Source organism: Nocardioides limicola, assembly GCF_016827675.1.
GTDB classification, from domain to species: domain Bacteria; phylum Actinomycetota; class Actinomycetes; order Propionibacteriales; family Nocardioidaceae; genus Nocardioides; species Nocardioides limicola.
In genome coordinates this window covers 336412-361267 of record NZ_JAERJA010000003.1, presented here as the reverse complement: position 1 = coordinate 361267, position 24856 = coordinate 336412, and the positions used below count along the sequence as shown (strand labels likewise).

Sequence of the window (24856 nt, the reverse complement as noted above, 5' to 3'; positions counted from 1 at the left end):
TGCGAGGATGCACGCATGGGAGACATGACGAGGGACCTGATCCGCCGGGCACCGAAGGTGCTGCTCCACGACCACCTCGACGGCGGCCTGCGGCCACAGACCGTCCTGGAGCTCGCGGACACGATCGGGCACGTGCTGCCCACCACCGACAGCGCCGAGGCGCTGGGGCGCTGGTTCCGCGACTCCGCCGACTCGGGGAGCCTGGAGCGCTACCTGGAGACGTTCAGCCACACGGTCGCGGTGATGCAGACCGCGGACGCGATCAGCCGGGTGGCCCGCGAGTGTGTCGAGGACCTGGCCGCCGACGGGGTCGTGTACGCCGAGATCCGGTACGCCCCGGAGTTGCACGTCGAGGACGGTCTCACCCTGGACGACGTGGTCGCGGCGGTGCAGGCCGGCTTCGATGCCGGAGTCGAAGCCAGCGGTGGTCGGATCGTGGTCCGGCAACTGCTCACCGCGATGCGGCACCAGGCCCGCTCCCGCGAGATCGCCGAGCTCGCGGTGACCTGGCGCGACGCCGGTGTGGTCGGCTTCGACATCGCGGGAGCGGAGGCCGGCTACCCACCCACTCGCCACCTGGACGCCTTCGAGTACCTGCAGCGACAGAATGCCCACTTCACCATCCACGCCGGTGAGGGCTTCGGGCTGCCGTCCATCTGGGAGGCGCTGCAGTGGTGCGGCGCCGACCGGCTCGGCCACGGTGTCCGGATCGTCGACGACATCGAGGTCGTCGACGGGGAGGCGCGGCTGGGCAGGCTCGCCAACTACGTCCGGGACAAGCGGATCCCGCTGGAGATGTGCCCGACCTCCAACATCCAGACCGGCGCAGCCGCCTCGATCGCCGAGCACCCGATCGGACTGCTCACCGAACTGCGGTTCCGGGTCACCGTGAACACCGACAACCGGCTGATGAGCGGCACCTCGATGACCGAGGAGATGGCCCGGTTGGTGGACGCGTTCGACTACGACCTGGCCGACCTGCAGTGGTTCACCGTGAACGCGATGAAGTCCGCGTTCCTGCACTTCGACGGCCGGCTGGCGCTGATCAACGACCTGATCAAGCCCGGCTACGCCGCCCTGGCCGACTGAGCCAGCGGCAACCCGAACCAGCACACCGGCCAGCCCGCCCCGCGCATCCGCTGCCCGGCCACGTCGCGGTCGGCGACCCGGTTCACCCGGCCGGTGCCGGGTTCGAAGACCTGCACCGAGTCGCCGTCCGCGGCCACCACCAGCACCACGTGTCGGGGGAGCCGACGGCTGCCGACGTACCACGGCACCACGGCGCCGACCTCGAGGCTGGCGCGGGTCGACTCCCACAACGAATCCGACCCCCAACGGGCGGGCACCAGCCGGCGCACCCCGGTCAACGCCCGGCCCAGGCTCCACGGCGGAGTGCCCAGCGCCCGCGGCCACGGGATTTGGGCCAGCCCGACGCCGTCGAGCACGCCGGTGAGCTCCCGGTGGGTACGCCGGACCTCGGCAGCGAACGCCTCCCGCGACCGGGTCAGTGGTGCCGACAACGCTGGGTCGGCCAGCATCCGGGCCACCACCAGCACGGTGGCGCCGCAGCTGACGCGGTCCGGCTGCTGACACCGCCCGCCGGCGGTGAGCCACTCCGGCAGCTCGGCACCGGGGCCACTCACGACGGGTCCGGCACCAGGGCCTGGGCCGCGGCCCGGATCGCGTCCGGGATCGGCACCGGCGTCCGGGAGGTGGCGTCGACGTACACGTGCACGAACCGGCCGGTGGCCGCCAACTGGTGACCGTCCTCGCCGCGCCGGAAGATCGCCAGGGCATAGCTGATGCTGCGGTTGCCGAGCCGCTCGATGGAGATGCCGACGTCGAGCAGGTCGGGGAAGGAGAGCTCCCGGTGATAGACGCACGAGGTCTCGGCGACGATCCCGATAGCGCCCAGGTCGCGGATGTCGGTGCCGGTGGCCGACATCAGCCACGCGTTCACCGCCGTGTCGAAGTAGGCGTAGTAGGCCACATTGTTGACATGCCCGTAGTGGTCATTGTCGGCCCACCGGGTCGGCACCGGCCACAACACCGGGAAGTCGGAACTGCTGGTCATCGGGCCTCCTCCATGGTGATCACCTGGCGCAGCGCACTGCCGGACTCCAACGCGTCCATCGCCTCGTTGATCTGGTCGAGGCCGACCCGGGCGGAGATCAGCTTCTCCACCGGCAGCCGACCCGCGCGCCACAGGTCGACGTACGTCGGGATGTCCCGGGCCGGCACCGCCGAGCCCAGGTAGCTGCCGATGATGGTGCGCGCCTCGGCGGTCAGCAGCAACGGCGAGATCGACGACCGGGCCTCGGGTGCGGGCAACCCGGCGGTCACCGTGGTGCCGCCCGCAGCGGTCAGCAGGACGGCCGTCTCGAACGCCTTCGGGTGGCCGGCCGCCTCCACCACCACCGGTGCCCGGACCCCCGCCTCCAGCGCCTGCTCCGGGGTCCACGTCTCGGTGGCACCCAGCTCCCGGGCCAGGTCGAGCTTGGCCTCGAGGGAGTCCACGCCGATCACCCGGTGTCCGCCGGCCAGGGCGGTCAGCACGGCGGCCAGGCCGACCCCGCCCAGCCCCACCACCAGCACGTCGTCGCCCGGTGCCGGGCGCCCGGCGTTGAGCACCGCCCCACCGCCGGTGAGGACGGCGCAGCCGAGGATCGCGGCGACGTCAGCGGGGACGTCCTCGTCGACCGGCACCACCGAGCGTCGATCCACGACGGCGTGCGTAGCGAACCCCGAGACGCCGAGATGGTGGTGCACCTCGTCGCCGCTGCGGTGCAGCCGACGCACGCCGCTGAGCAGGCTGCCGGCGTTGTTGGCCTGGGAGCCGGGCTGACAGGGCAGCCGGCCGTCGGTCCGGCAGCCGGGACAGTCGCCACAGCGGGGAAGGAACGTCATCACCACCCGCTGGCCGGGGGAGACGTCGGCGACCCCGGCACCCGTCTCCAGCACCCGCCCGGCGGACTCGTGCCCCAGCAGCATCGGCACCGGCCGGACCCGGCTGCCGTTGACCACCGACAGGTCGGAATGGCACAGGCTGGCGGCCTCGATCCGGACCAGCAACTCGCCCGGCCCCGGTGGGTCCAACTCCAACTCCCCGACCGTGATCGGGCGGGTCTCCGCCCACGGCCCCGGCCGGCCGATCTCCTCGAGCACCGCACCCCGGATCCTCATCCCACACCTCCTGGTCACGGCCGACCCTAGTCCCCCTGGCGATTGCGAGGACCCAGGGCACGGTGGGGTGGCAGACTCCGTGCCATGAGACGCCTGATCGGCGGGCTGGCCGCGCTCGCGCTGGCCACCTCGGCCTGCTCCGGGGTGGACGCGGTCGCGCTCGAGGAGTGGCCGGACCTGTGCGACCTGGTGCCCGACGACATCGTCGAGGCCTGGTCCCTCTCGCCGGGTCCGAGCGAGCATCGGCTCCGCCCCGAGGTCGAGACCATCTGCTTCATGACCAGCAGCGTCGAACCAGTGCTGCTCACCGTGCACCTGCACAGCGCGGCGGCCGACGACGACCCGAAGGCGCGGGTCGCCGAGGAGCTCGGTGCGGCGTGTGCGGGGGAGGACCGTTGCGACAGCATCGCCATCGACGACACGCATCAGCCGACGCTGGTCACCGCCCGCGACCTACGTGCCGTCCCTCGGGCCAGCGGCTGGGTGGTGGTGACCCTCAGCGAACGTCGCGATGACGCTGATCAGGCGGTGCTCGCCGAACACGCAGACGCGGTCGCGCAGGCGGTCGTCGACTGGGAGCCGTGAACCTCAGATCCCGATCGGGTGCCAGCCAACGACTGCTGCCGACCTTGCTACATTGACAGAGTGGGCGATCAGGGCAGCGGCAAGCAGGGGTCGACTGTGCTCGAGGAGGCTGTCAAGTGGGTCTTGACCGTCATCGGCGTGTTCTTGCTGTTGCGGCTGCTGGTGCTCGTCGTGGAGAGAGTCGCCAACGCCGCAGCCCGCGTTGCTGACGGCAGTGCGCTGGACAGTGTCCTCTCGGCGCTCAGCAGCCCCAGCCCTCGGGCGATCGTCGTGCAACTCGCCATCATCGCCGTCGTGGTGACCTTGTTCTTCCTGAACACGCGCGGCAAGGGGGCGGGGTCACCCGAGTCGCAGTGAACCTCAGATCCCGATCGGGTGCCAGACCGTCTTCGTCTCGGTGAACGCGGTCAGGGAGTCCAACCCGGGCTCCTGCGTCCAGTCCGGTTCGGCGGCAGGTGCACGCCGTACCCGCTTCAGATTGTCGGCGGCGGCCTCCTCCAGTGCCGCAGCAGTCTGCGGGTCACCGGCCAGCCCGACCAGGTCGACGGCGTTGACGTCCATGTGGCTGGCCAGTGTGGGGGCGGTCCGATCCAGGGAGCCGGTGAGGATGTTCACCACGCCACCGGGGACGTCGGAGGTGGCGAGCACCTCGGCCACCGTCACCGCCGGCAGTGGCCGGTCGGCGGACGCGGCGACCACGCAGGTGTTGCCGGTGACGATCACCGGGGCCACCACGCTGACCAGGCCGAGCAGGCTCGAACCCTGCGGCGCGAGCACCGCCACCACCCCGGTCGGTTCCGGCGAGGAGAGGTTGAAGAACGGTCCCGACACGGGGTTGCCGCCACCGACGACCTGGGCGTACTTGTCCGCCCACCCGGCGTACCAGACCAGTCGGTCGATGGCCGCGTCCACGGTCCGTCCGGCCACCGCCTTCCCGACGCCCTCGCTCATCGTCACCGCGTCGACGAACTGGGGCTTGCGGTCCTCCATCACCTCCGCGATGCGATAGACCACCTGGCCGCGGTTGTACGCCGTCCGTCCGGCCCACCCCCCGAACGCCTTCCGGGCTGCGGCGACCGCGTCCCGGGCGTCCTTGCGTGAGGCCAGTGCGGCGTTGGCCACGAACGCCCCCTTCGCGTCGTGCACCGGGTAGGAGTGCCCTGACTCCGACCGTGGGAACGCGCCGCCGATGAAGAGCTTGTGGGTCTTGCGCACGTCGATCCTGCTCATTTGAGGTACCCCTCCAACCCGTGGCGGCCACCTTCGCGGCCATACCCCGACTCCCGGTACCCACCGAACGGGCTGGCCGGGTCGAACTTGTTGAACGTGTTCGCCCACACCACGCCGGCGCGGAGCCGCTCGGCCATCCAGAGGATCCGCGAGCCCTTGTCCGTCCACACGCCGGCGGAGAGGCCGTACGGGGTGTTGTTGGCCTTCTCGACGGCCTCGGCCGGGGTCCGGAAGGTGAGCACGCTGAGCACCGGCCCGAAGATCTCCTCCCGGGCGATCCGGTGCGCCTGCGAGACGTTCGTGAAGAGCGTCGGCGGGAACCAGAACCCCTGGCTGGGCAGGTCACACTCCGGCGACCAGCGGCCGGCGCCCTCGGCCTCGCCGGTGGCAGCCAGGTCGGTGATCCGGGCCAGCTGCTCGGCCGAGTTGATCGCCCCGATATCGGTGTTCTTGTCCAGCGGGTCGCCGACCCGCAGGGTGCCCATCCGGCGCTTCAGCCGGGCCAGGAACTCCTCGGCCACCGACTCCTGGAGGAGCAGTCGGGAGCCGGCGCAGCAGACGTGGCCCTGGTTGAAGAAGATGCCGTTGACCACGCCCTCGACCGCCTGGTCCAGTGGCGCGTCGTCGAAGACCACGTTGGCGGCCTTGCCGCCCAGCTCCAGGGTGACCCGCTTGTCGGTGCCGGCCACCGCCCGGGCGATCATCTTGCCGACGTCGGTGGAGCCGGTGAAGGCCACCTTGTCCACATCCGGATGGGCGACCACGGCCTGCCCGGTGGTGCCGGCGCCGGTGACGATGTTCACCACGCCCGGAGGCAGGTCGGCCTGCTGGCAGATCTCGGCGAACAGCAACGCGGTCAGCGGGGTCGTCTCGGCCGGCTTGAGCACCACGGTGTTGCCGCAGGCCAGGGCCGGGGCGACCTTCCAGGCCAGCATCAGCAGCGGGAAGTTCCACGGGATCACCTGACCGGCCACGCCGAGCGGCTGCGGATCCGGTCTACCGGGCACCGCGTAGGCCAGCTTGTCCGCCCAGCCGGCGTGGTAGAAGAAGTGCGCGGCCACTATCGGCACGTCGACGTCGCGGGACTCCTTGATCGGCTTGCCGTTGTCCAAGGACTCGCAGACCGCGAGCTCGCGGGAGCGTTCCTGGATGATCCGGGCGATGCGGAACAGGTACTTGGCCCGCTCCGTGCCGGGCATCCGCGACCAGGTCCGGAAGGCCTTGCGGGCCGCCTTCACAGCGGCGTCCACGTCGGCGGCATTGGCCTCGGCGACCTCGGCCAGCACCTCCTCGGTGGCCGGGTTCACCGTCTTGAAGGCGGTGCCGGAGCCGTCGGTGAACTCGCCGTTGATGAACAGGCCGTACGACGGGGCGAGATCGAGGATGTCCCGGGACTCCGGAGCCGGCGCGTAGTCGAATTTCGCAGTCATGTCAGTCCAAGGTGAAGTAGTCGGGACCGGAGTAGCGGCCGGTACGCAGCTTGGTGCGCTGCATCAGCAGGTCGTTGAGCAACGTGGAGGCGCCGAACCTGAACCAGTCGGGATCGAGCCAGTCGGGCCCGGCCACCTCGTTGACCACGACCAGGTACTTGATCGCGTCCTTGGTGGTCCGGATGCCGCCGGCCGGCTTGACACCGACCATCGCGCCGCCAGCGTCGCGGAAGTCGCGGACCGCCTCCAACATCACCATCGTCACCGGCAACGTGGCGGCCGGCTGCACCTTGCCCGTCGAGGTCTTGATGAAGTCGGCGCCGGCCAGCATCGCCAGCCAGGACGCCCGGCGTACGTTGTCGTAGGTCTGAAGCTCGCCGGTCTCGAAGATGACCTTCAGGTGCGCACGGCTGCCGTCCGCGCGGCGGCACGCCTCCTTGACCGCGACGATCTCGTCGTACACCTGCTGATAGCGGCCGGTGAGGAAGGCGCCCCGGTCGATCACCATGTCGATCTCGTCGGCACCCGCTTCGACCGCGTCGGTGGTGTCGGCGAGTTTGATATCCAGCGCCGCCCTGCCCGAGGGGAACGCGGTGGCGACCGACGCCACGTTGATCGGCCGGTCACCGAGGACCTCCCTGGCGGTGGCGACCATGTCGGGGTAGACGCAGACCGCGGCCACGGACGGGCAACTCGGATCGGCCGGGTCCGGATGGATCGCCTTGGACGCCAGCGCCCGGACCTTGCCTGCGGTGTCCTGGCCCTCCAGCGTGGTCAGGTCCACCATCCTGATCGCCAGGTCGATCGCGAACTCCTTGGCGGAGGTCTTGATCGAGCGGGTGGCCAGGGAGGCCGCTCGTTGGTCGGCGCCCACCTGGTCCACGCCCGGCAGTCCGTGCAGGAACTGACGCAGCGAGGACTCCGAGGCGGCCGCATCGTTGAGGCCAGCAGTCATCGTCACCGATCCAGCATAGGTGAGTCGGCGGGTCAGCCGTGCAGCACCGAGGTCAGTTGCTCGACCAGGTGGTCGATGTCGTCCTCGGTCACCACCAGCGGCGGCGCGAGACGGATCGTGGAGCCGTGGGTGTCCTTGGCCAGCACCCCCTTGTCGGCCAGTGCGGAGCAGGCCGCCCGCCCCGACATCAGCGTGGGGTCGATGTCCAGTCCGGCCCAGAGCCCGCGGATCCGTACCGCATCCAGGCCCTTCCCGATCAGCGGCTCCACGCCGGCCGCGAGTCGGGCCCCGAGCTGGGTGGCGCGCTGCTGGAACTCGCCGGTGGCCAACAGGTCGACCACCGCATGCCCGACGGCCGCCGCCAGCGGGTTGCCGCCGAAGGTGGAGCCATGGGTCCCCGGGGTGAGTACGCCGAGCACCTCACGGTCCGCGGCCACCGCCGAGACGGGCACGATGCCTCCGCCGAGGGCCTTCCCGAGCGTGTAGATGTCCGCTTCGACGCCTTCGTGCTGGCAGGCGAGGGTGGTGCCGGTGCGCCCGAGCCCGGACTGGATCTCGTCGGCGATCATCAGCACCCCGCGGGAGGTGCAGAGGTCGCGCACTGCGGCCAGGTAGCCGGGCGGCGGGATCAGCACCCCGGACTCACCCTGGATCGGCTCCAACAGCACGGCCACGTGGTCGTCGGTGAGCGTGTCCGCGAGCGCCTCGAGATCGCCGTACGCGACCCTGTCGAAGCCGGGCGTGAACGGGCCGAACCCGGCCCTGGCGCCCGGGTCGTCGGAGAAGCCGACGATGGTGGTGGTGCGGCCGTGGAAGTTGCCTGCCATCACCGCGATCCGGGCCCGGCCCTCGGCGACGCCCTTGACGTCGTACCCCCACTTGCGGCTGACCTTGAGGGCCGACTCGACCGCCTCGGCGCCGGTGTTCATCGGCAGCACCATCTCCTTGCCGACCAGACGCGCGAGTGCCTCACAGAACGGGCCGAGCTGGTCGGTGTGGAAGGCGCGGCTGGTCAGGGTGACCTTGTCCAACTGCTCCTTGGCCGCCGCGATCAGGGTGGGGTGTCGATGTCCGAAGTTCAGGGCCGAGTAGCCGGCCAGCGCGTCCAGGTAGCGTTTGCCCTCCACGTCGGTGACCCAGGCGCCCTCAGCGCTCTCCACGACCACTGGCAACGGATGGTAGTTGTGCGCGGCGAACTGCTCCTCGAGGCGGATGTACTCGGCGCTGGACTCGATGCTCATGACTGCATCCTGCACCCCGGATGGTTGGAACCACGCGATTCCCGTACCTTCCGCACCCGAAATGGGCGTGGGAGGTGCGCAATGCACGGGAATCAGAGGGCCAGGGCTGCCCGCAGGTCGTCGCGGATGGCGTCGAGTCGCCCGGCCGCAGCGATCCGGGCTGCACCGACGGCCACTCCGGGGTCGGGCTGGTCGGCCTCGACGGGCACGCGCACCTCGAGGTAGGCCTTGAGTTTCGGCTCGGTCCCCGACGGGCGAACCACCACCCGGGCACCCTGATCCAGGGTGTACCTCAGTCCGGTGGTGGGCGGCAGCGTGGCGGACCCGTCCCCGAGGTCGTCGACCGAGGTCACGGCGAAGCCACCCAGCGAGCCGGGGGCTGCCAGTCGCAGCCGCTGCATCGCAGCGGCGATCTGGAGGGGGTCATCCACCCTCACCGAGAGTTGATCGGTGGCGTAGAGGCCGTGGGCGACTGCGATGTCATCGAGCAGATCGACCAGGGTCCGACCCTGCGCCTTGGCCCGGGCCGCGATCTCGCAGATCAGCAGGGCTGCGGAGACCCCGTCCTTGTCCTTCACGTGCACCGGGTCCACGCAGTAGCCGAGGGCTTCCTCATAGCCGAAGACCAGGCCGTCGATCCGACCGATCCACTTGAAGCCGGTGAGGGTCTCGGCGTACTCCTGACCGTGGCGCGAGGCCATCGCCTGGAGCAGGGAGGAGGAGACGATCGAGGTCGCGTACACCCCCGCCCGACCCTCGCCGAGCAGATGCGCGGCCAGCAGTGCCCCCACCTCATCGCCACGCAGCATCTGCCACCCGCCGGGGCCCGGCACGGCGACCGCACACCGGTCGGCGTCAGGGTCGTTGGCGACCACGACGTCGGCGCCCACGTCCTCGGCGACCGCCATCGCCAGGTCCATGGCGCCCGGCTCCTCGGGATTGGGGAAGGCCACGGTCGGGAACTCCGGGTCCGGGGCGGCCTGGGCCGCCACGCTGTGCGGCGCGGAGAACCCCGCCTCGACCAGGGCACGACCGATCACACTGTCCCCGACGCCGTGCAGGGCCGTGTAGACCACCGACAGGTCTGCGCGCGTCGCCTGGTCTCCGTCCCCCACCACGCGCCCGACCGAGGCCAGGTAGGCGTCGAGGATCTCCTCGCCGAGGACCTCGATGTCGGTGCCCCGGGGCACCGACGCCAGGTCGCCGACGGCCGCGATCTGAGCGGCGATCTCGGCGTCGGCAGGAGACACGATCTGGCAGCCGTCCCCCAGATAGACCTTGTAGCCGTTGTCCGCCGGCGGGTTGTGGCTCGCGGTCACCATCACTCCGGCGGCACACCCCAGGTGCAGGATCGCGAAGGCAACCACGGGGGTGGGCAGCGGCCTGGGCAGCAGCAGCGCCCGGAAACCAGCGCCTGCGACGATCTCGGCGGTGTCGTGGGCGAAGATGTCAGAGTTGTGTCGGGCGTCGTACCCGATCACAACGGGCGCTCCGGGGGTCACCGAGGTGGCCTGCAGGTGGGCGACGAGTCCGGCCGCCGCCCGACCGACCACCACGCGGTTCATCCGGTTCGGTCCGGCGCCGAGCGCACCCCGCAGGCCCGCGGTACCGAACTGCAGGGTGCCTGCGAACCGGTCGGCGAGTTCGCGGGAGTCGCCGCCGGCCTCGACATCGGCGACCAGGGTGGACAACTCGGCGCGGGTCATCGGGTCCGGATCCGTCATCAGCCACTCACGGGCCTGCTGCAGCAAGTCGGTCATGGCGCCACGGTAGCCCCGGCATCGACCCGAACGTGACCTGAACCTCACCTGAACACCGCAGGCGTTGACTCACCCCATCGACGAGGCCCTCGACCCAGGGGCTCGTGAACCAGGAGGAAGTCATGGAGACGCACGAGTTCGAAGAACGCCTCACCGAGGTGGTGGGCCAGGAGCGTCGGCGAGCCCGGCGGCGCCTGGCCATGGTGGCCGGCGGGTTGGTGGTGGCGATGGCAGCTGTGAACATGGCTCCGGTCGCAGCCAACCACCTCACCGTCAAGACCAGCGACATCCAGAAGGGTGCAGTCACCACGCCCAAGATCAAGAAGAACGCCGTGAAGGCGGGCAAGATCGCCGGCGGTGCTGTGACGACGGGGAAGATCGCCAACGGTGCGGTCAGCACTGCGAAGCTCGCCAACGGCGCGGTCACCGGCAGCAAGTTGGCCGGGAAGGTCGACGGTGTCGCGCTGGCTGCTGGTCAGGCATTCACTCCGCCAGCCGGCGTGCTGACCGCCTCCACCAGCTTCAACCGGGTCGGCGGCAACGTCACCGTGCAGAGCACCGGCACCGGCGTGTACGACGTGACCGTTCCGGGGGCCACCCTGACCGGCGGCGCCGCCTTCCAGGTGACACCGACCTCGATCACGGTGTTTGCCAACCCCGGCTGGCAGCTCACGACGCACCGGAACCGGCACTGCACGGCAACTCCGGCCGCTGGGAAGCTGCGCGTGTACTGCTTCAACGCCGACGGCGATCCGGCGAACATGGGGTTCACCTTCGTGGTCTTCAAGGAGTAGCCCGGCCGGGCATGATGGGGGAGTGACCGCGTCGTACTCGTTCTCCGGGAGCTGGCTGCTGCCGGCCCCGGCAGAACGGGTGCACGCCGTCCTCCTCGATCTGCAGCACTACCCCAGCTGGTGGCCCCAGGTCCGCGCTGTCGCCAAGATCGATGACGACCGCGCCCGGGTGCTCTGCCGCTCGGCGCTGCCCTACACCCTGGACCTGACGCTGACGGCCACCCGGCGGGACCCGGACGTGCTGGAGAGTGACCTGACCGGGGATCTGATCGGTGAGGTCCGCTGGCGCCTCGTCGCCGAGACGGGGGGCACCAGGTTGCTCTTCGAGCAGGAGGTCGAGGTCGCCAGCCCCCTCCTGTCGGCCGCCTCCCGACTGCTCCGTCCGGTCCTGGTGTGGAACCACGACCGGATGCTGGCCGGCGGGATCGAGGGCCTACGTAGCCGGGTGGGTCAGCGGGCGTAGCGAGGCAGTTGCGCCGCGAGCTCGTCGAAGATCGCCCGGTTGCAGCGGAAGGCCACCTGCACCTCCTCGACGACGCGCGCCCGGGGAGTCACCTCCAGGGCGTCGAGGGCGGCACGGTAGCGATCCTTGTACGGCTTCGGCCTAGCGATCTCGGGGAAGTCGTAGAACGCCAACCCGGCCCCGCCGAGGCCGAAGCTTCGATCCAGGATCCGGCCGATGGCCTGCCCGCCGGAGAGATCCCCCAGGTAGCGGGTGTAGTGGTGCGCGACGAAGAGCGGTGGCCACTCCTCGCAGGCCAGCACTCGGGACACGTACGCCGCACTGGCGGCGCTGTCGGCGGGTTCGGCGTCGGGCGCCCAGTGCGCGAGATCCGCGTCGATCGCGGCCAGCCGGTTCAGGGCCGGGTCGGCGACCGCGGCCACCGCGGGATGGTCGACCAGCCGGAGGGCGAGTTCCTCCAGGGCGGCGTAGACCGGACGGAGCCGCAGCAGGTAGTCGGCGTAGCCCTGCTCGTTGACGTCGCCGGCCAACAGGGCGGCGAGGAAGCGGGAGGTCTCAGCGGCATCGTGCTCGGCCGCGGAGCCGTCGCGCATCGCGACGGAGAGGGGCGCCTCGGGGGCACTGAGGGCTGTCATGGAATCTCCTGAGGGTGGTGGGTGGCCCGGCCGGATGCTGGGCATCCGGCCGGACCGGGGCATGTCAGCGGGCTCGGAAGCCGGCCGCGGTCCGCCAGGCGGCGTGGTGGGTGTCGCCGGGGTACCTGACGACGATCCGGTGGGCACCGCCGCTGACCCGCGGCGGGAGCCGGAAGGCGAGCCGACCGGCCGCGTTGACCTTCTTCTGCAGCCGGAACACGACCTTCCCGCCGCGACGCACCACGACGGCGACCTTGCGGTCCAGGCCGAAGCCGGTGCTGGTGCGGGTGTCGAGGACCACGCGGCGCGCCTTCGGTCGGGCTGCCGCCGCAGCCTTGCGGGTCTGGACCCGCACCTGCTTCGGGGCCACCTTGCCCGACGCCTTCGCGCTCGCCCTGGCCACAGTGAACGTACCCGCTGCCGTCGCGCTCGCATGGGCGTCGTCCCCCGAGTAGGTCGCCTCGAGGGTGTGCCGGCCGCCGGCGAGCCGCGGCAGGGTCACCTGCGCGCGCCCCGCGGCGACGGCTGTGCTGCCGAGCGGTTCACCGTCCAACGACCAGGTGACCTGGCCGGTGGGGGTCACGTCGCTGCTGAGGGTGACCTGGGCGGTGGGTCGGTCACCGGCGCGCGCGCCGGGCACGGTGAGGGTCAGCGTCGGGGTGGCCGGCTCCGGCTCGATGAAGGTGACCGGGGTGTGGTGTTCGTACTCGGCGTTGACGGCGCCGCCGCCGGGGTAGGTGAAGATGCCGTAGTTGACCAGGTTCTCGGCGTTCGCGTGGGCGTCGGCCACGGCGTCGACGGCGTCCTTGTCAACGGTGAGGACCGCGGTGAAGGTGCCGTCGGGGGTGAGTTCAACGGCGCCGGCGTTGCTGCCGCCCACGGTGCTCATGTCGCCGGCCAGCACGGCCCACTTCTGGTCGCTGTTGACCCGGGCGCTGCCGGTGGCGCCGGTGGACGGGCGCCACTGGTCGGCGAACCTGCCGAAGACGACGTACACGCCACCGGAGCTTCCCGACAGAGGCGGCCGGGTGGCCATCACCAGGCTGGGGTCGAAGCCGGAGCCGGTGACGGTGACCTCGACGCTGCCCACGGTGGAGAACTCGACCTGTGACACCTCGATGGCCGGTGCCGACGCCTCGGTCGTCGGCAGGTGGATGTCGACGGGCAGGGCGGGCTTGTTGTTCTGCAGGCCGCCGCAGCCGGTGGAGTAGAAGTGCGGCGCGATCGCAGTCTCGGCGACGGCGCTCACGAAGGCCTCCGGCCAGGCGCCCCAGACATCGTCGCCGGTGCAGTTCCGTGCCTGCTCGGTGGTGAGTCCGTCCACCTCGACGCCGGCATAGTCGGGGGTGATCCGCAGCCTGCCCTCGGAGCTGTCGATGGCGCCGGGGGAGAAGGTGACCACCGGCAGCCGACCGAACGGCTGGGCCGGCACCGGCTCGCCGGCCATGTCGACGCCCTCACCCAAAGTGAGGTCCATGGTGAGCTCACCGGACCCGTCGGCGTTGATCTGCAACTCCGGATCGGCATAGATCTCGTCCGGGGCGCCGAACCCGGCCGGGTAGGCATTGATCGTGTACGAGCCGTCCCAGCCGATGGTGCCCTCGCCGGTGTCGGGGTCGAGCTCGCCTTCGCCGGCGGTGAACTTGATGGCGTTCGGCGTCTTCTGGGGGTTCGAGACCGACATCGAGGTGGCCGGGAACGGTTCGACCAGGTACTCCGTCTGGGTGCCGCCGCTGACCGAGCCGACCAGTTGCTCGGTGTGGCCGGTGAGGTCGTGGTAGGTCCAGGGCCCGAAGATGCCCTGCTGGCTGTAGCCGTTGATGCCCCAGACCAAGGTGACGTCGGTGACGTCGGCGGTGGCCGCGGCGGCCGGGGTCGGCATCGACGCCAGGCCGGCGGCGGCCATGGTCAGGGCGGTCAGTCCGGCGGCGAACCGCCGCGGTGGTGTCGGTCTCATCGTGTTTCCTTCATCTCTGGGTGGGGCGGGTGAGTCGTCGGGTGGCGGTCGTCAGCAGCCCAGCCGTGAGCAGTGCCGCTGCCCCGATCGGCCACTGCCAGGACGGCGGGGCCGGTGTGTCGGCGGCCAGACCGTGGACGGTGGCCACCGGCATCAGGCGGATCGCCGGCGCGGTTGCCTCGGCCGCCGGAGGTGCTGCTGCGGGAGGCGGCACGGACGCCGGTGGACCGGTGGCGGGGTTGGGTGGCCCGGGAGTGGCGGGCACAGCCTCGGGGGTCTCGGGCTCAGGCGGGTGGGTCTGGGGCACGGGGGTCTGGGGCACGGGGGTCTGGGGCGCGGGGTCGCTGCTCGGGGCGGGCGGTGGCGGTGCCGTGGGTGTCGGCGGTGTCTCGACGGGTGCGGAGCCGACGGGGCGGTCCGGTGTGATCGGGTCTCCGGCGGCATAGCTCACGGTCAGCGGCAACGGAACCTTGAAGCGATCCACCGAGCTGCCGGTGCTGTACCAGTAGCCGCCGCTGCCCAGCCGAGTCAGCTGATCCACGAACGAGGACGGGAACGCGCCCCAGTCGGCACCGCTGCGCACCTGCCCGGCGCCCGGTGCGTCGTACTCGACACCACGGTAGGTCGGAGTGACGGCGAAGCCGAGCTCCGCGTCCAGATCGATCGAGTTCCGAGGCAGGTCGGCCAGCCTCACCCGACGCCCGGCCACCGGCTGCCAGGCGGTCGGGTCGTCCATCGAGGCGGCGTAGCCGGCGACCACGGCGGTCAACTCGGCCGCGTCGCGGGTGACGACGAGCTCGGGATCGGTGACGGTGAAGAACGACATCCCCGAGTAGTAGAGAACCGACCAGGAGCCCTCCCAGCCGATCTCGGCGGTGCCGGTCTCCGGGTCCACCTGCCCGGTGCCGCCGCGAAGCACCACGTCGTGGCCACTGAAGCCGTTGCTGGTCGGCCCGCCGATTGGGGTTCCGTCGGGACGGGTGCTCAGCCCCGCGAAGGTGGCCAGCGCGGTGCTGTGGCCGTCGGATTGCAACTTCTCGATGCGGACGTTCCCGACCTCGGCCCACCAGGCGCGTGCCCCGGTGCTGCGCCACACCCCGTGGTCGCCGCTGGCCACCACGGTGCTGCCGCCGACACGCGGGTCGGGGACCATCCCAGCGGAGAGGAAGTTGAACGTGCCGGGGGCGAAGGCCTGGTTCTGGGACTCGTTGTTGATCCCCCAGCGCAGCGACGCGTCCGTCACCTCGAATGCGGACTCGGGGACCTCGGGGATCTCCGGATCCACCTCGGTGGCGAACGCAGCAGGACTCAGCGCGAGCGCCGCGACGACGGCGAGGGCGGTACGACGCATCTCAGGGCACTCTCCGTCGGCGGAGCACCCACAGCAGTCGGGCCAGCGCCAGGGCGAGCACCAACCCCGAGGCCGCGACGAAGATCGTCGGCGGCTGCGCGCGCCGGGGGTCGGGCCCGGTGGCCACGGCGCGGATCGCGAACCGTTCGCTGGGCCGCTCGCCCGACGCAGCCCCCAGCAGCCTCAGCTCGTGGGTGCCCGGCCCGATGCCGACCGGAAGCTGAATCAGCCCGGCCACGTCGCCGTGCTCGCCGGCCGGCAGTGGGCCGACGGCGGCGAGACCGTCGTCGAGCAGTGCCAGCACCATCTCGCCGGGGGTGAAGCCGGAGCCGGTGAAGGCCAACACCTGGCCCTGGGCGGCGGTGGCCCGGTCGACGGACACGGTGGCGTTGGCTTCGTCGACCTCCGAGTCGTCGACGACCTCCTCCGCTTCGACTGGTTCGTCGTCGTTCTCGCCGACCGGCGCCGGGGGTTCGGCGGTCGGAGTGCCGGGCGATGCCGGGCTGCTGGGCTGCGCGGGGGTGCTGGGCTGCGCGGGGGTGCCGGGCTGCTGGTCCTCGACCTTGTAGACGTTGCCGAAGCGGACCGGGGTGAAGGTCTCGTTGGCGGCGTTCTTGACACCGTGCGCGCCGATGGTGATCACCCCGCAGGTCACCTCGCGGCAGTCCACGGTGCTCACCTGGCCGTCCCGGTCGACGCTGGAGAAGACGGGTCCGGGCACGGTCAGCTCGACCGACCAGGCGCCGTTCCGGCTCATCACCGCATGTGCGTCGTCGGCGGTGGAACTGCCCGGGAAGGCGACGAACCTCAGGTAGCCCTGGTTGTCCCCGCTCTCACTGTCGGGCACGTACTTGTAGTCGCTGCCGCTGATCCCGCCGGACGAGGGCTGCCAGCCGGAGCGGCGTACCCAACCGAAGGCGACGTAGAGCCCCCCGAAACCACCCTGCACCGCGTGGAACCCGGTCCCCGACACGGTCAGCGCGGTCCGATACGTGACGTCGGCGGCCGCACCGCCACGGTCGTTCACGACGGTGACGCGGGCGGCCGCCTGGGCCGGGGTGGTCACGATCACCACACACGCGCAGCCCAGCAGGGCCGCGAGCAGGGTGGCACAGAGTCGGCGAGTCACTGTTCAGACCTCCAGTCGTTGGCGCGCGGCGGTGATCCGGTCCGGGAGCACCAGCAGCCCGCCGGTCACCGGGTGCCGTAGCACCTCCACCGGATGCTCGTAGACCCGGGAGAGCAGGTCGCTGGTCAGTACCTCGTCGATCCCGCCGTCGGCCACGGTCTGGCCGCGATCCAGGAGGACCACCCGGTCGGCCCAGGCGGCGGCGAGGTTGAGGTCGTGCACGACGATCACGCCGGCCGCCCCGGCGTCCACCCGCGCACGCACCCTGGCCAGCACCGTCTCGCTGTGCCCCAGGTCCAGGGCGGCGGTCGGTTCGTCGAGCAGCAGGATCCCGGTTCGCTGGGCCAGCACCCGGGCGAGTGCGGTGCGGGCCTTCTCGCCTCCCGAGCAGGTGGGCAGTCGCCGCTGCGCCAGGTGGGTCACCTCGCAGTCGTGCATGGCGGCCGCCACCTCGAGGTCGTCGAGGTCCTCGGCAGGAGTGCCGCGCCACGGGTTGCGTCCCATCCGCACCACGTCGCCGACGGGGAACGGGAAGGCGACCCGGTGTTCCTGGGTCAGCACTGCTCGTTCCCGGGCGAGCTCGCCGAGCGTCCACTCGGTCACCGGACGGCCGTGTACGTCGACCGTGCCCGAGAAGGGTGTCAGATCCCCGGTCAGCACCGACAGCAGCGTCGATTTGCCGGCTCCGTTCGGGCCGACGAGCGCGACGAGTTCGCCCGCGTGTACGTCGAGGGAGACGGAGTCGAGGAGGGTGGCCGCCCCGATCCGGACGCTCACCCCCCGGGCGCGCAGCGCGGGTCGCCTCATGCCCATCCTCCGGCGGTACGACGAGCCCGGCGCAGCAGCCAGAAGAAGAGCGGGCCACCGACCAGCGAGGTCAGCATGCCCAGCGGCAGGTCGGCGTAGGCGACCGCGGTTCGGGCCACCAGATCGGCGCACACCAGGAGCAGGGCGCCGGCCAGCATGCAGGCGGGGATCAGCACCCGATGCCCCGGGCCGGTGACCATCCGGACCAGGTGCGGCACGATCAGGCCGACGAAGGCGACGATCCCGCAGAAGCTGACCGCGGCGGCGGTCAGCAGCGCGACCGCCACGATGGTCAGCATCCGGAAGCGCTCGACGTGCAGCCCCAGGTGGCGGGCGGGGCGGTCTCCCAACGCCAGCAGGTCGAGGCGCCGGGAGAAGGCGATGGCGGCCACCAGGCCGGCGGCGGCCAGCGGGGCGACCACCAGCAGGTAGGCGCCACGGCTGCCGTTGAGGCTGCCCAGTTGCCAGAAGACGATCTGCTCGCGGGCCTGGGTGTCACCGAGGAAGAGCAGCAACGCCAGCAGGGCTCCGGCGACCGCATTGACCGCGATCCCGGTCAGCACCAACGTCACCACCTCGGTCCGCCCATCGGCGCGGGAGAGCGCATAGACCACGAAGGTGGTGACGAGGCCGCCGATGAACGCGCAGGCTGCCACCGTCCAGGCCCCGGCGAAGGTGAGGCCGAAGACGATCGCGGCGGCCGCCGCGACCGCGGCGCCGGCCGAGACGCCGACCACGCTCGGCTCGGCCAGCGGGTTCCCGAATACCCCCTGCATCAGGGCTCCGGCGACCGCCAGCGAGGCGCCGACGAGGATCGCCATCCCCACCCGGGGGAAGCGGATGCTCCACAGCGTCGCCTCGCCGCGAGGGTGACTGGGCAGCGGACCGAGGTCGATGCCGAACCGGTGCAGCACCGAGCCGACCACCTCGACGAACGGGACCGGGAGCTGGCCGGAGCCGGCGGCGACGATGCTGGCCACCACCAACGCCATGCTGAGGGCGACGAAGAGAGCGACGGTGCGTCGCTCCGGGGTGACTGGCGGCGTGGGTCGACTGGTCCGTGCCGGAGGCGCCTGGAGGTGCGTCTGGGTCACGACAGCTCCTCGGGTGCGTACAACGCCACAGCCAGCGCGTTGAGGACCTCGGCCGCACGCGGCCCGAAGCTGAGGATCTGGGTGTCAGGCATCGCGACCACCCGCTGCTGTTCGCCGGCGGGCGTCTGCGCGATGGCAGGGAACCGGTCGATCAGCCCGTCGATGCCGCCGACCGAGTCGAGGCCGCCGGTCATCATCACGATCACGTCCGGTTGGGCATGGACCAGGCCCTCGTCGGTGATCGGACGCATCCCGGCCCAGCCGATCTCGGCGGCCACGTCGTACGCGCCGACCGCCTGCAGCAGGCCCTGGGCACCCGAGCCCTCCCCGAACATGTAGTACACCCCGGCCGACCCGCGGACATAGAGGAAGACCGCCCGGAGCCGGGCACGGTCGTCGGTGGGGGCGACCGCCTCGATGTCGGCGCGGACGGCGTCGGCCTGGGCCTGGATCCGGTCACCGAGCTCACGGCCCACTTCCGGCAGCCCGAGCGCGTCGGCGACCTGCTGGGTCAGTGCGGCGAGATTGTCGATGCTGCGCTCGGGGTCGACCACCACGACGGTGACTCCTGCGTCGCGCAGTTGCTCGACCACCTGCCACGGGCCGAGGGAGGTGTCGGTGATCACCAGGGTGGGGTCCAGGTCCAGGATCGCCTCGGCGTTGAGTTCGTGGCCGTTCTGAGTGACCAGCGGCAGGTCGGCGGCCTGGGGGAACTGGGTGGAGACGTCGCGGCCCACCACCTGGTGACCCAGGCCGAGTTCGAAGACGGTGTGCGCCAGGGTGCCGTAGATGTCCAGGGCGAGGATCCGGGAGACGTCCTCGACGACGACCTCGGTGCCCTGGTGGTCCACCACGTTGGTCGGGAGGTCAGGTGTCGGGTCGTCGATCACCGGGTCGATGGTGACTTCGGGCAGGGCCACCTGCACCACACCATGGTGGCCGCGCGGGTCGGCGGCGGGGGAGACGTCGGCGATCGCCGGGATGGCGGCGGGGGAGGCCGTGTCGTGGCCCACGTCGGAGTGCCCGACCTCGCAACCGGCGGTCGCCAGCACTGTCGCAGCGGCCGCGATCAGTCCGACCAGTCGTGTTCCCCGCATATCATCCCCATGAAGTTAGGTAAGGGTTACCTGTGCAAGGGTAGCCTAACCATACTTTGTGATGCCATGCAAAGGGGGTCGCCGGAAAGCCCTGATGTCAGGCTGTTCTGACTGTCAGGGGTTGCAACCCCTGACAACAGTCAGCAGCCCCTGACATCAGGCTCTTCCGCCCGGGGGGGAGAGAGGGGGGTCAGAAGGCGGGGTCGCGCACCACCGAGGCGAGCAGGGCGCCCATCCGGGAGGCGGCCGCCCGGCCGGCCTCCAGCACCTCGGCGTGGTTGAGGGGCTCGCCGGTGATGCCGGCGGCCAGGTTGGTGACCAGGCTCAGGCCGAGCACCTCCAGGCCGGCCTCGCGTGCTGCGATCGCCTCCAACGTGGTGCTCATCCCGACCAGGTCGCCGCCGATCGCCCGCACCATGCCGATCTCGGCGGGGGTCTCGTAGTGAGGGCCGCGCAGTTGCACATAGACCCCCTCGTCCAGGGAGGAGTCGATGGACCGGCACAGGCCACGCAGTCGCGCCGAGTAGAGGTCGGTGAGATCGACGAAGTTGGCGCCCTCGATCGGCGAGGTGCCGGTCAGGTTGATGTGGTCGCTGATCAGCACCGGAGTACCCGGCTGCCAACTCGGGTTGAGCCCCCCGCAGCCGTTGGTGAGTACGACGGTCCGGCAGCCCGCGGCGGCCGCGGTGCGGACCCCGTGCACGACGGCGGCGACGCCCAGGCCCTCGTAGAGGTGGGTCCGGCCCAGCATCACCAGCACGTTCCGGTCACCGGCCCGCACCGACCGGAGCTTCCCGGCGTGGCCGGCCACCGCCGGCGGGGCGAAGCCGGGCAGGTCGGTGGTGAGGAGCTCCGCGGTCACCTCGCCCAGCGCGTCGGCGGCGGGTAGCCAGCCGGAGCCGAGCACCACGGCGGCGTCGTGACGGGCGATCCCGGTCAGTCGGGCGAGTTCGGCGGCGGCCTGGCCTGGCAGTGTCTCGGTCACCCGCCGCACTCTAGCCGGGTGGACGGGTCACAGGCCGGTGGAACGGCAGGCACGACGGCGCAACGACGCCACATAGTCGACCGGCGCGTCGGCTGCCTCCGCAGCGTCAGCCAGTACGCCGAGGTACGACGCGCTCGGCAGACCCCCCTCGAACGCGTCCAGCACGTAGGCCCAGGCGACCAGTTCTCCGGTCATGGTGGCCACTCTCACCTTCACCCGCCGGTAGAGGCCGGTGTCGGCGGAGTCCCAGCCGTCCAGGGCGGCGGAGTCTTCCGGTGTCACGTCGTACACGGCCACGAAGACCTGCTCGAGCGGATCCTCGACGATGGTGGCCAGGGCGCCGTCCCAGCCGTGCTCCTCACCGCCGAAGGTGAGTCGCCAGCCGGTCAGCCAGCCGGTGCTGCGCAATGGCGAGTGTGGGCACCGCTCACTCATCCGGGCGGGATCCAGGTTCGTCCCGTAGGCGGCATACAGCGTCACGTGCGTCACCCTAGCCGGTCAGGAGAGCCTGTCGATCCGCCGCTTGGTGCGTCGCCGGATGTTCGGCAACCGCGCGTACAGGTGCTCGCCCGGGCAGGCGGTGGCGTTGGTGTCGCGGTGACCGTCGATCACCGGGAGCCTGACCTCCTCGCCCTTCGGGTACAGGCTGCTGCCTCGTGACTTCATCAGGATCCTGGCCCGAGGCCTGCGGTCGAACTGGGCCAGTCGCCAGGCGGCGATCCGGGCCACGGCCCCGACGATCCGTCGGTTCGAAGTCGCATCCTCGAAGTTGCCGATCACCGCCACCCCGATCGAGGCATGGTTGAACCCGCGGGTGTGCGCACCGCGGACCAGTCGGGTGGCGTGCGCGCTGCCTCGGCGCCCCACCCAGATCCGGCCGAACCGGTCGACGAGGAAGTTGTAGCCGATGTCGTACCAGCCCAGGTTCTGGGTGTGGTAGCGGTAGATGCCACGGATGATCCCAGGGACCTCGCGCCGGGTGTAACTGTTCCCGGTGGCGGTGTGGTGCAGGTGCACCTGCTTGATCGTCCGGTTGCGATCGGGGGTGCCGTTGAGGAGGCTGTCGTCGGCGCCCCAGGCCCGGCGTCGGCGGACCCGCGGACGAGGGACGCTGCTCTGCCGGGCGTCCACGGATGTCGGTTCCAGCGTCGGCCTCGCCATCGGCTCGACCGGCGGCTCGATGTCGTCGTTGCGGCGGCCCGTGTCGATCAGCGCCAACTCCGCGTCACGATGCCGGCCGATCAGCTCCACCTGGACGGCGTCGCTGCGCCCGACGTAGACCGGTTCGGTGGCTCGGGGACTGTGCGCGCCCTCCGCGCTGGTGCCGTCCGGGCCGTCGTGCAGGGCGCGGAGCACCTGCCACCGACCCCAGCCGCCCGCGCCGTCGCGGACCCGGACGCGGACGGTGCCCCGGCCCGAGCGCCAGGTCACCCCCAGCATGGTGAAGCCGGTCGTCTCCATCACCGGGCTCCGGTAGCGACCCTGGGACGAGGGCAGGGCGACGTCCAGGGCGGCGACCGGCGAGCCCGGGTCGCGTCGCAGGCGGAGTCGTTCGGGTCGCACGCCGGCGGCGGCGGGGCTGCCCAGGAGTGCGGCCACCGGTGCCACCGCAGCGATCGCCACCGCGTGCCGACGCCCCAGCGCACGTCCGGCCGAGCTGGCGGGCGGGGTCTCCGAGATGCTCATACTCATCCACCATGACAGGCCCCGCCAAGCCGTGCCGTCCGCACTCACCGTCGCCCCAGCGGCACTAGTAGGCTTCGGGGCGTGACCCACTTCAACGTCCTCGTCCTCGGTGCCGGCCCCGGTGGGTACGTCGCCGCCATCCGTGCAGCCCAACTCGGCCAGTCCGTCGCCGTGGTGGAGAAGCAGTACTGGGGAGGCGTCTGCCTCAACGTCGGCTGCATCCCCTCCAAGGCGCTGCTCAAGAACGCCGAGCTCGCCCACCTGCTCACCCACGAGAAGGCCAAGTTCGGCATCGAGGGCGACGCCTCCATGTCGTACGGGCCGACGCACCAGCGGTCGCGCCAGGTCAGTGACGGCATCGTCAAGGGCGTCCACTACCTGATGAAGAAGAACAAGATCACCGAGATCGACGGATGGGGCACCCTGACCGGCGCCAAGGACGGCAAGCAGGGCATCGAGGTGGCCGGCAACGACGGCTCGTCGACCACCTACACCTGCGACCACCTGATCATCGCCACCGGCGCCACGGTGCGCACCGTCCCCGGCGTCAGCATCGGCGGCAACGTGGTCACCTACGAGGAGCAGATCCTCGACGCTGAGCTGCCCTCATCGATGATCATCGGAGGATCCGGCGCCATCGGCGTCGAGTTCGCCTACGTGATGAAGAACTTCGGTGTCGACGTCACCATCGTCGAGTTCCTTGACCGGATGGTGCCCACCGAGGATGCGGCGGTCTCCAAGGAGCTGCTCAAGCACTACAAGAAGCTCGGCGTGAAGGTCCTCACCTCGACTGCGGTGAAGGGTGTCGAGGACACCGGCTCCGGTGTCAAGGTCACGGTGGCTCCGGCCGGCGGCGGAGACGAGGAGGTGCTCGCCGCCGACAAGTTCCTGGCTGCCTTCGGCTTCGCACCCCGGGTGGAGGGCTTCGGCCTGGAGAACACCGGTGTCGAACTGACCGACCGCGGCGCCATCGCCATCGACGGCCGCGGCCGCACCAACGTGCCGAACGTCTACGCGATCGGTGACGTCACCGGCAAGATGATGCTCGCCCACGTCGCCGAGGCGATGGGGGTGGTGGCCGCAGAGACCATCGCCGACGCGGAGACCCAGGAGATCAACTTCGACATGATCCCGCGGGCCACCTACTGCCAGCCGCAGATCGGCTCCTTCGGCTACTCCGAGGAGCAGGCCAAGGAGCGGGGGTACGACGTGAAGACGTCGACGTTCCCGTTCTCGGCCAACGGCAAGGCCCAGGGGCTCGGGGACGCGGTCGGCTTCGTGAAGGTGGTCGCCGACGCCGAGTTCAACGAGATCCTCGGTGCGCACATGATCGGGCCGGACGTCACCGAACTGCTGCCCGCGCTCACCCTGGCCCAGCAGTGGGACCTGACCGCGGACGAGGTCTCCCGCAACGTGTTCGCGCATCCGACGCTGTCCGAGGCGGTCAAGGAGGCCGTGCACGGCATCACCGGGCACATGATCAACCTCTGACCCCACGCAGCAGCAGCGCCACCAGCACCCCGACGATGGTCAGGGCCCCGGCCAGGACGCCGAGTGGCCCGATGTGGGCGGTGGTGGCGAGCTCGATGGCTTGGGAGCCGACCACCTGGCCGGCGATCACCGCCAGTCCGAGCACCAGCACGCCGTGCACCTTGACCAGCAGGGCCGCCAGCCAGATGAAGGCGACCCCCATCGCGCCGCCGACGTAGAGCCACCAGGTGGTCGGCAGCGCCTGCAGCTGCCCGGGCAGCAACAGACTGCCCAGGAAGGCCAGGAACAATCCGGCGGTGCCGACGGCGAAGTTGTTCAGGGTGGTGATCCACGGGCCCACCTGATGGGAGACCCGGCCGTTGAACGCCTGCTGGACCGCGATCCCGGCACCGGCCAGCAGCGGTAGTGCGGCGAGCAGCGCCACCTGGAGTGAAACCGAGGTGTGCAGCCGCTCCCCGGTCGCGATCAGCACCGCCACCACCGCGAAGACGGCGGCCACCAGCCGCGGGCGGCTGAGAGCCTGCGGCCCGGACGGGCCGAGGCCGTGGTGATCGACGAGGAGGCTGCTCGTGGTCTGACCGGCGGTGACCGCCACGATGAAGAGGGCCACTCCGATCGTCGGCACGGTCAGGCCCTGACTGGCGACCAGGAACGCGCCACACAGGCCACCGAGCAGGTGCGGGACGGGGAGCCGCTCGTCGCGGACCGCAGCGACCAGGTGCCGGACCCCCGCGCGGTGCCGCGGCTGGACCAGGGTGAGTACGACGAGCAGGGCCAGGCCGCTGCCGAAGCTGATCAGGGCAGCGCCGATGCCGGCCCGGGGGCCGACACCCAACTCGGCGGCGAGCCGACCGTTGATCTCGCTCTGGCCGGCGACCAGGAGTCCGGCGACCAGCATCAGTGGCACCGCGGAGAGTCGGAGTGGGCGAGAGATCGCCTCGAAGTCGCGTACGGTCACCGGTCGATGCTAGAGCCGACGATGC

25 protein-coding genes are annotated in these 24856 nt (G+C 71.0%); 6 read left to right on the top strand and 19 right to left on the bottom strand.

Annotated features, from left to right (window positions below; genetic code table 11):
• Nucleotides 1-15 precede the first annotated feature (15 nt).
• On the top strand, nt 16-1089 hold the full coding sequence (locus tag JKG67_RS08810) for an adenosine deaminase (protein WP_203336910.1): 1074 nt from the start codon (nt 16-18) through the stop codon (nt 1087-1089).
• Here JKG67_RS08810 and JKG67_RS08805 read toward each other — a convergent pair.
• Genes JKG67_RS08805 through JKG67_RS08795 form a run of 3 tightly spaced genes read right to left on the bottom strand, consistent with a single transcriptional unit; the run spans nt 1068 to nt 3183 of the window.
• A complete protein-coding gene (locus tag JKG67_RS08805) occupies nt 1068-1643 on the bottom strand; it encodes a hypothetical protein (protein WP_203336909.1) in 576 nt (191 codons plus the stop codon). The two genes, JKG67_RS08810 and JKG67_RS08805, sit on opposite strands and share 22 nt — an antisense overlap.
• Nucleotides 1640-2074 (bottom strand): acyl-CoA thioesterase, encoded by a 435-nt coding sequence (locus JKG67_RS08800; protein WP_203336908.1) that lies wholly within the window; start codon nt 2072-2074, stop codon nt 1640-1642. Before JKG67_RS08800 ends, JKG67_RS08805 begins: the two co-directional genes overlap by 4 nt.
• The gene (locus JKG67_RS08795; protein WP_203336907.1) at nt 2071-3183 is read right to left on the bottom strand and encodes an alcohol dehydrogenase catalytic domain-containing protein; all 1113 of its coding nucleotides are present in this window, start codon (nt 3181-3183) and stop codon (nt 2071-2073) included. Before JKG67_RS08795 ends, JKG67_RS08800 begins: the two co-directional genes overlap by 4 nt.
• A gap of 84 nt (nt 3184-3267) precedes the next feature.
• On the opposite strand from JKG67_RS08795, the gene JKG67_RS08790 reads away from it, so the two are divergent.
• Together JKG67_RS08790 and JKG67_RS08785 are read left to right on the top strand one after the other, a co-directional pair.
• Nucleotides 3268-3768, top strand: a complete 501-nt coding sequence (locus tag JKG67_RS08790) for a hypothetical protein (protein WP_203336906.1) — start codon at nt 3268-3270, stop codon at nt 3766-3768.
• A gap of 60 nt (nt 3769-3828) precedes the next feature.
• On the top strand, nt 3829-4125 hold the full coding sequence (locus JKG67_RS08785) for a hypothetical protein (RefSeq protein ID WP_203336905.1): 297 nt from the start codon (nt 3829-3831) through the stop codon (nt 4123-4125).
• A 3-nt stretch (nt 4126-4128) separates the two neighbouring features.
• On the opposite strand, the gene JKG67_RS08780 is transcribed toward JKG67_RS08785, so the two are convergent.
• The 5 genes from JKG67_RS08780 to JKG67_RS08760 form a co-directional block, all read right to left on the bottom strand.
• On the bottom strand, nt 4129-4998 hold the full coding sequence (locus JKG67_RS08780) for an aldehyde dehydrogenase family protein (protein ID WP_203336904.1): 870 nt from the start codon (nt 4996-4998) through the stop codon (nt 4129-4131).
• Nucleotides 4995-6428, bottom strand: coding sequence for an aldehyde dehydrogenase family protein (locus JKG67_RS08775; protein ID WP_203336903.1), 1434 nt, complete (start codon nt 6426-6428; stop codon nt 4995-4997). Before JKG67_RS08775 ends, JKG67_RS08780 begins: the two co-directional genes overlap by 4 nt.
• Nucleotide 6429: 1 nt before the next feature.
• The gene (gene deoC, locus JKG67_RS08770; protein WP_203337060.1) at nt 6430-7383 is read right to left on the bottom strand and encodes a deoxyribose-phosphate aldolase; all 954 of its coding nucleotides are present in this window, start codon (nt 7381-7383) and stop codon (nt 6430-6432) included.
• A gap of 32 nt (nt 7384-7415) precedes the next feature.
• Nucleotides 7416-8624 carry an ornithine--oxo-acid transaminase gene (gene rocD, locus JKG67_RS08765; RefSeq protein WP_203336902.1) on the bottom strand — a complete coding sequence of 403 codons (1209 nt, stop codon included), beginning with the start codon at nt 8622-8624 and terminating at the stop codon, nt 7416-7418.
• 92 nt (nt 8625-8716) lie between these two features.
• Entirely contained in the window at nt 8717-10384 is a 1668-nt protein-coding gene (locus JKG67_RS08760; RefSeq protein WP_203336901.1) for a phospho-sugar mutase, read from the bottom strand.
• Nucleotides 10385-10506: 122 nt separating this feature from the next.
• Here JKG67_RS08760 and JKG67_RS08755 point away from each other — a divergent pair, with 122 nt between their 5' ends.
• Complete coding sequence (locus JKG67_RS08755; protein ID WP_203336900.1) at nt 10507-11178, top strand: hypothetical protein; 672 nt, start codon at nt 10507-10509, stop codon at nt 11176-11178.
• 22 nt (nt 11179-11200) lie between these two features.
• Complete coding sequence (locus JKG67_RS08750) at nt 11201-11641, top strand: SRPBCC family protein (RefSeq protein ID WP_203336899.1); 441 nt, start codon at nt 11201-11203, stop codon at nt 11639-11641.
• On the opposite strand, the gene JKG67_RS08745 is transcribed toward JKG67_RS08750, so the two are convergent.
• From JKG67_RS08745 to JKG67_RS08700, 10 genes are all read right to left on the bottom strand, one after another.
• A complete protein-coding gene (locus JKG67_RS08745; protein WP_203336898.1) occupies nt 11629-12276 on the bottom strand; it encodes a biliverdin-producing heme oxygenase in 648 nt (215 codons plus the stop codon). The two genes, JKG67_RS08750 and JKG67_RS08745, sit on opposite strands and share 13 nt — an antisense overlap.
• Nucleotides 12277-12340: 64 nt before the next feature.
• Nucleotides 12341-14233, bottom strand: a complete 1893-nt coding sequence (locus tag JKG67_RS08740; protein ID WP_203336897.1) for an Ig-like domain repeat protein — start codon at nt 14231-14233, stop codon at nt 12341-12343.
• 10 nt (nt 14234-14243) lie between these two features.
• Complete coding sequence (locus JKG67_RS08735) at nt 14244-15584, bottom strand: hypothetical protein (protein ID WP_203336896.1); 1341 nt, start codon at nt 15582-15584, stop codon at nt 14244-14246.
• Nucleotide 15585: 1 nt separating this feature from the next.
• The gene (locus tag JKG67_RS08730; protein WP_203336895.1) at nt 15586-16713 is read right to left on the bottom strand and encodes a hypothetical protein; all 1128 of its coding nucleotides are present in this window, start codon (nt 16711-16713) and stop codon (nt 15586-15588) included.
• Nucleotides 16714-16716: 3 nt separating this feature from the next.
• Nucleotides 16717-17520, bottom strand: a complete 804-nt coding sequence (locus tag JKG67_RS08725) for a heme ABC transporter ATP-binding protein (protein ID WP_203336894.1) — start codon at nt 17518-17520, stop codon at nt 16717-16719.
• Entirely contained in the window at nt 17517-18614 is a 1098-nt protein-coding gene (locus tag JKG67_RS08720; RefSeq protein ID WP_307816483.1) for a FecCD family ABC transporter permease, read from the bottom strand. Before JKG67_RS08720 ends, JKG67_RS08725 begins: the two co-directional genes overlap by 4 nt.
• Nucleotides 18611-19711, bottom strand: coding sequence for a heme/hemin ABC transporter substrate-binding protein (locus JKG67_RS08715; RefSeq protein WP_203336893.1), 1101 nt, complete (start codon nt 19709-19711; stop codon nt 18611-18613). The genes JKG67_RS08720 and JKG67_RS08715 overlap by 4 nt, the downstream gene beginning before the upstream one ends.
• Nucleotides 19712-19901: 190 nt before the next feature.
• Entirely contained in the window at nt 19902-20696 is a 795-nt protein-coding gene (locus tag JKG67_RS08710; RefSeq protein ID WP_307816482.1) for a purine-nucleoside phosphorylase, read from the bottom strand.
• A gap of 27 nt (nt 20697-20723) precedes the next feature.
• Entirely contained in the window at nt 20724-21176 is a 453-nt protein-coding gene (locus JKG67_RS08705; protein WP_203336891.1) for a gamma-glutamylcyclotransferase, read from the bottom strand.
• Nucleotides 21177-21194: 18 nt separating this feature from the next.
• Nucleotides 21195-22382, bottom strand: a complete 1188-nt coding sequence (locus JKG67_RS08700; protein ID WP_203336890.1) for an N-acetylmuramoyl-L-alanine amidase — start codon at nt 22380-22382, stop codon at nt 21195-21197.
• 81 nt (nt 22383-22463) lie between these two features.
• On the opposite strand from JKG67_RS08700, the gene lpdA reads away from it, so the two are divergent.
• Entirely contained in the window at nt 22464-23873 is a 1410-nt protein-coding gene (gene lpdA, locus JKG67_RS08695) for a dihydrolipoyl dehydrogenase (RefSeq protein WP_203336889.1), read from the top strand.
• Here lpdA and JKG67_RS08690 read toward each other — a convergent pair.
• Complete coding sequence (locus tag JKG67_RS08690) at nt 23863-24831, bottom strand: DMT family transporter (RefSeq protein WP_203336888.1); 969 nt, start codon at nt 24829-24831, stop codon at nt 23863-23865. The two genes, lpdA and JKG67_RS08690, sit on opposite strands and share 11 nt — an antisense overlap.
• Nucleotides 24832-24856: the final 25 nt, after the last annotated feature.

What these genes read in the sequence shown, in the direction of transcription:
- JKG67_RS08795 (WP_203336907.1), bottom strand. Translation starts at nt 3,183, where the DNA reads ATGAGGATCCGGGGTGCGGTGCTCGAGGAGATCGGCCGGCCGGGGCCG.
- JKG67_RS08760 (WP_203336901.1), bottom strand. Translation starts at nt 10,384, where the DNA reads ATGACCGACTTGCTGCAGCAGGCCCGTGAGTGGCTGATGACGGATCCG.
- JKG67_RS08775 (WP_203336903.1), bottom strand. Translation starts at nt 6,428, where the DNA reads ATGACTGCGAAATTCGACTACGCGCCGGCTCCGGAGTCCCGGGACATC.
- rocD (WP_203336902.1), bottom strand. Translation starts at nt 8,624, where the DNA reads ATGAGCATCGAGTCCAGCGCCGAGTACATCCGCCTCGAGGAGCAGTTC.
- JKG67_RS08735 (WP_203336896.1), bottom strand. Translation starts at nt 15,584, where the DNA reads ATGCGTCGTACCGCCCTCGCCGTCGTCGCGGCGCTCGCGCTGAGTCCT.
- JKG67_RS08780 (WP_203336904.1), bottom strand. Translation starts at nt 4,998, where the DNA reads ATGAGCAGGATCGACGTGCGCAAGACCCACAAGCTCTTCATCGGCGGC.
- JKG67_RS08790 (WP_203336906.1), top strand. Translation starts at nt 3,268, where the DNA reads ATGAGACGCCTGATCGGCGGGCTGGCCGCGCTCGCGCTGGCCACCTCG.
- JKG67_RS08700 (WP_203336890.1), bottom strand. Translation starts at nt 22,382, where the DNA reads ATGAGCATCTCGGAGACCCCGCCCGCCAGCTCGGCCGGACGTGCGCTG.
- JKG67_RS08715 (WP_203336893.1), bottom strand. Translation starts at nt 19,711, where the DNA reads ATGCGGGGAACACGACTGGTCGGACTGATCGCGGCCGCTGCGACAGTG.
- JKG67_RS08810 (WP_203336910.1), top strand. Translation starts at nt 16, where the DNA reads ATGGGAGACATGACGAGGGACCTGATCCGCCGGGCACCGAAGGTGCTG.
- deoC (WP_203337060.1), bottom strand. Translation starts at nt 7,383, where the DNA reads ATGACTGCTGGCCTCAACGATGCGGCCGCCTCGGAGTCCTCGCTGCGT.
- JKG67_RS08755 (WP_203336900.1), top strand. Translation starts at nt 10,507, where the DNA reads ATGGAGACGCACGAGTTCGAAGAACGCCTCACCGAGGTGGTGGGCCAG.
- JKG67_RS08725 (WP_203336894.1), bottom strand. Translation starts at nt 17,520, where the DNA reads ATGAGGCGACCCGCGCTGCGCGCCCGGGGGGTGAGCGTCCGGATCGGG.
- JKG67_RS08800 (WP_203336908.1), bottom strand. Translation starts at nt 2,074, where the DNA reads ATGACCAGCAGTTCCGACTTCCCGGTGTTGTGGCCGGTGCCGACCCGG.
- JKG67_RS08745 (WP_203336898.1), bottom strand. Translation starts at nt 12,276, where the DNA reads ATGACAGCCCTCAGTGCCCCCGAGGCGCCCCTCTCCGTCGCGATGCGC.
- JKG67_RS08740 (WP_203336897.1), bottom strand. Translation starts at nt 14,233, where the DNA reads ATGAGACCGACACCACCGCGGCGGTTCGCCGCCGGACTGACCGCCCTG.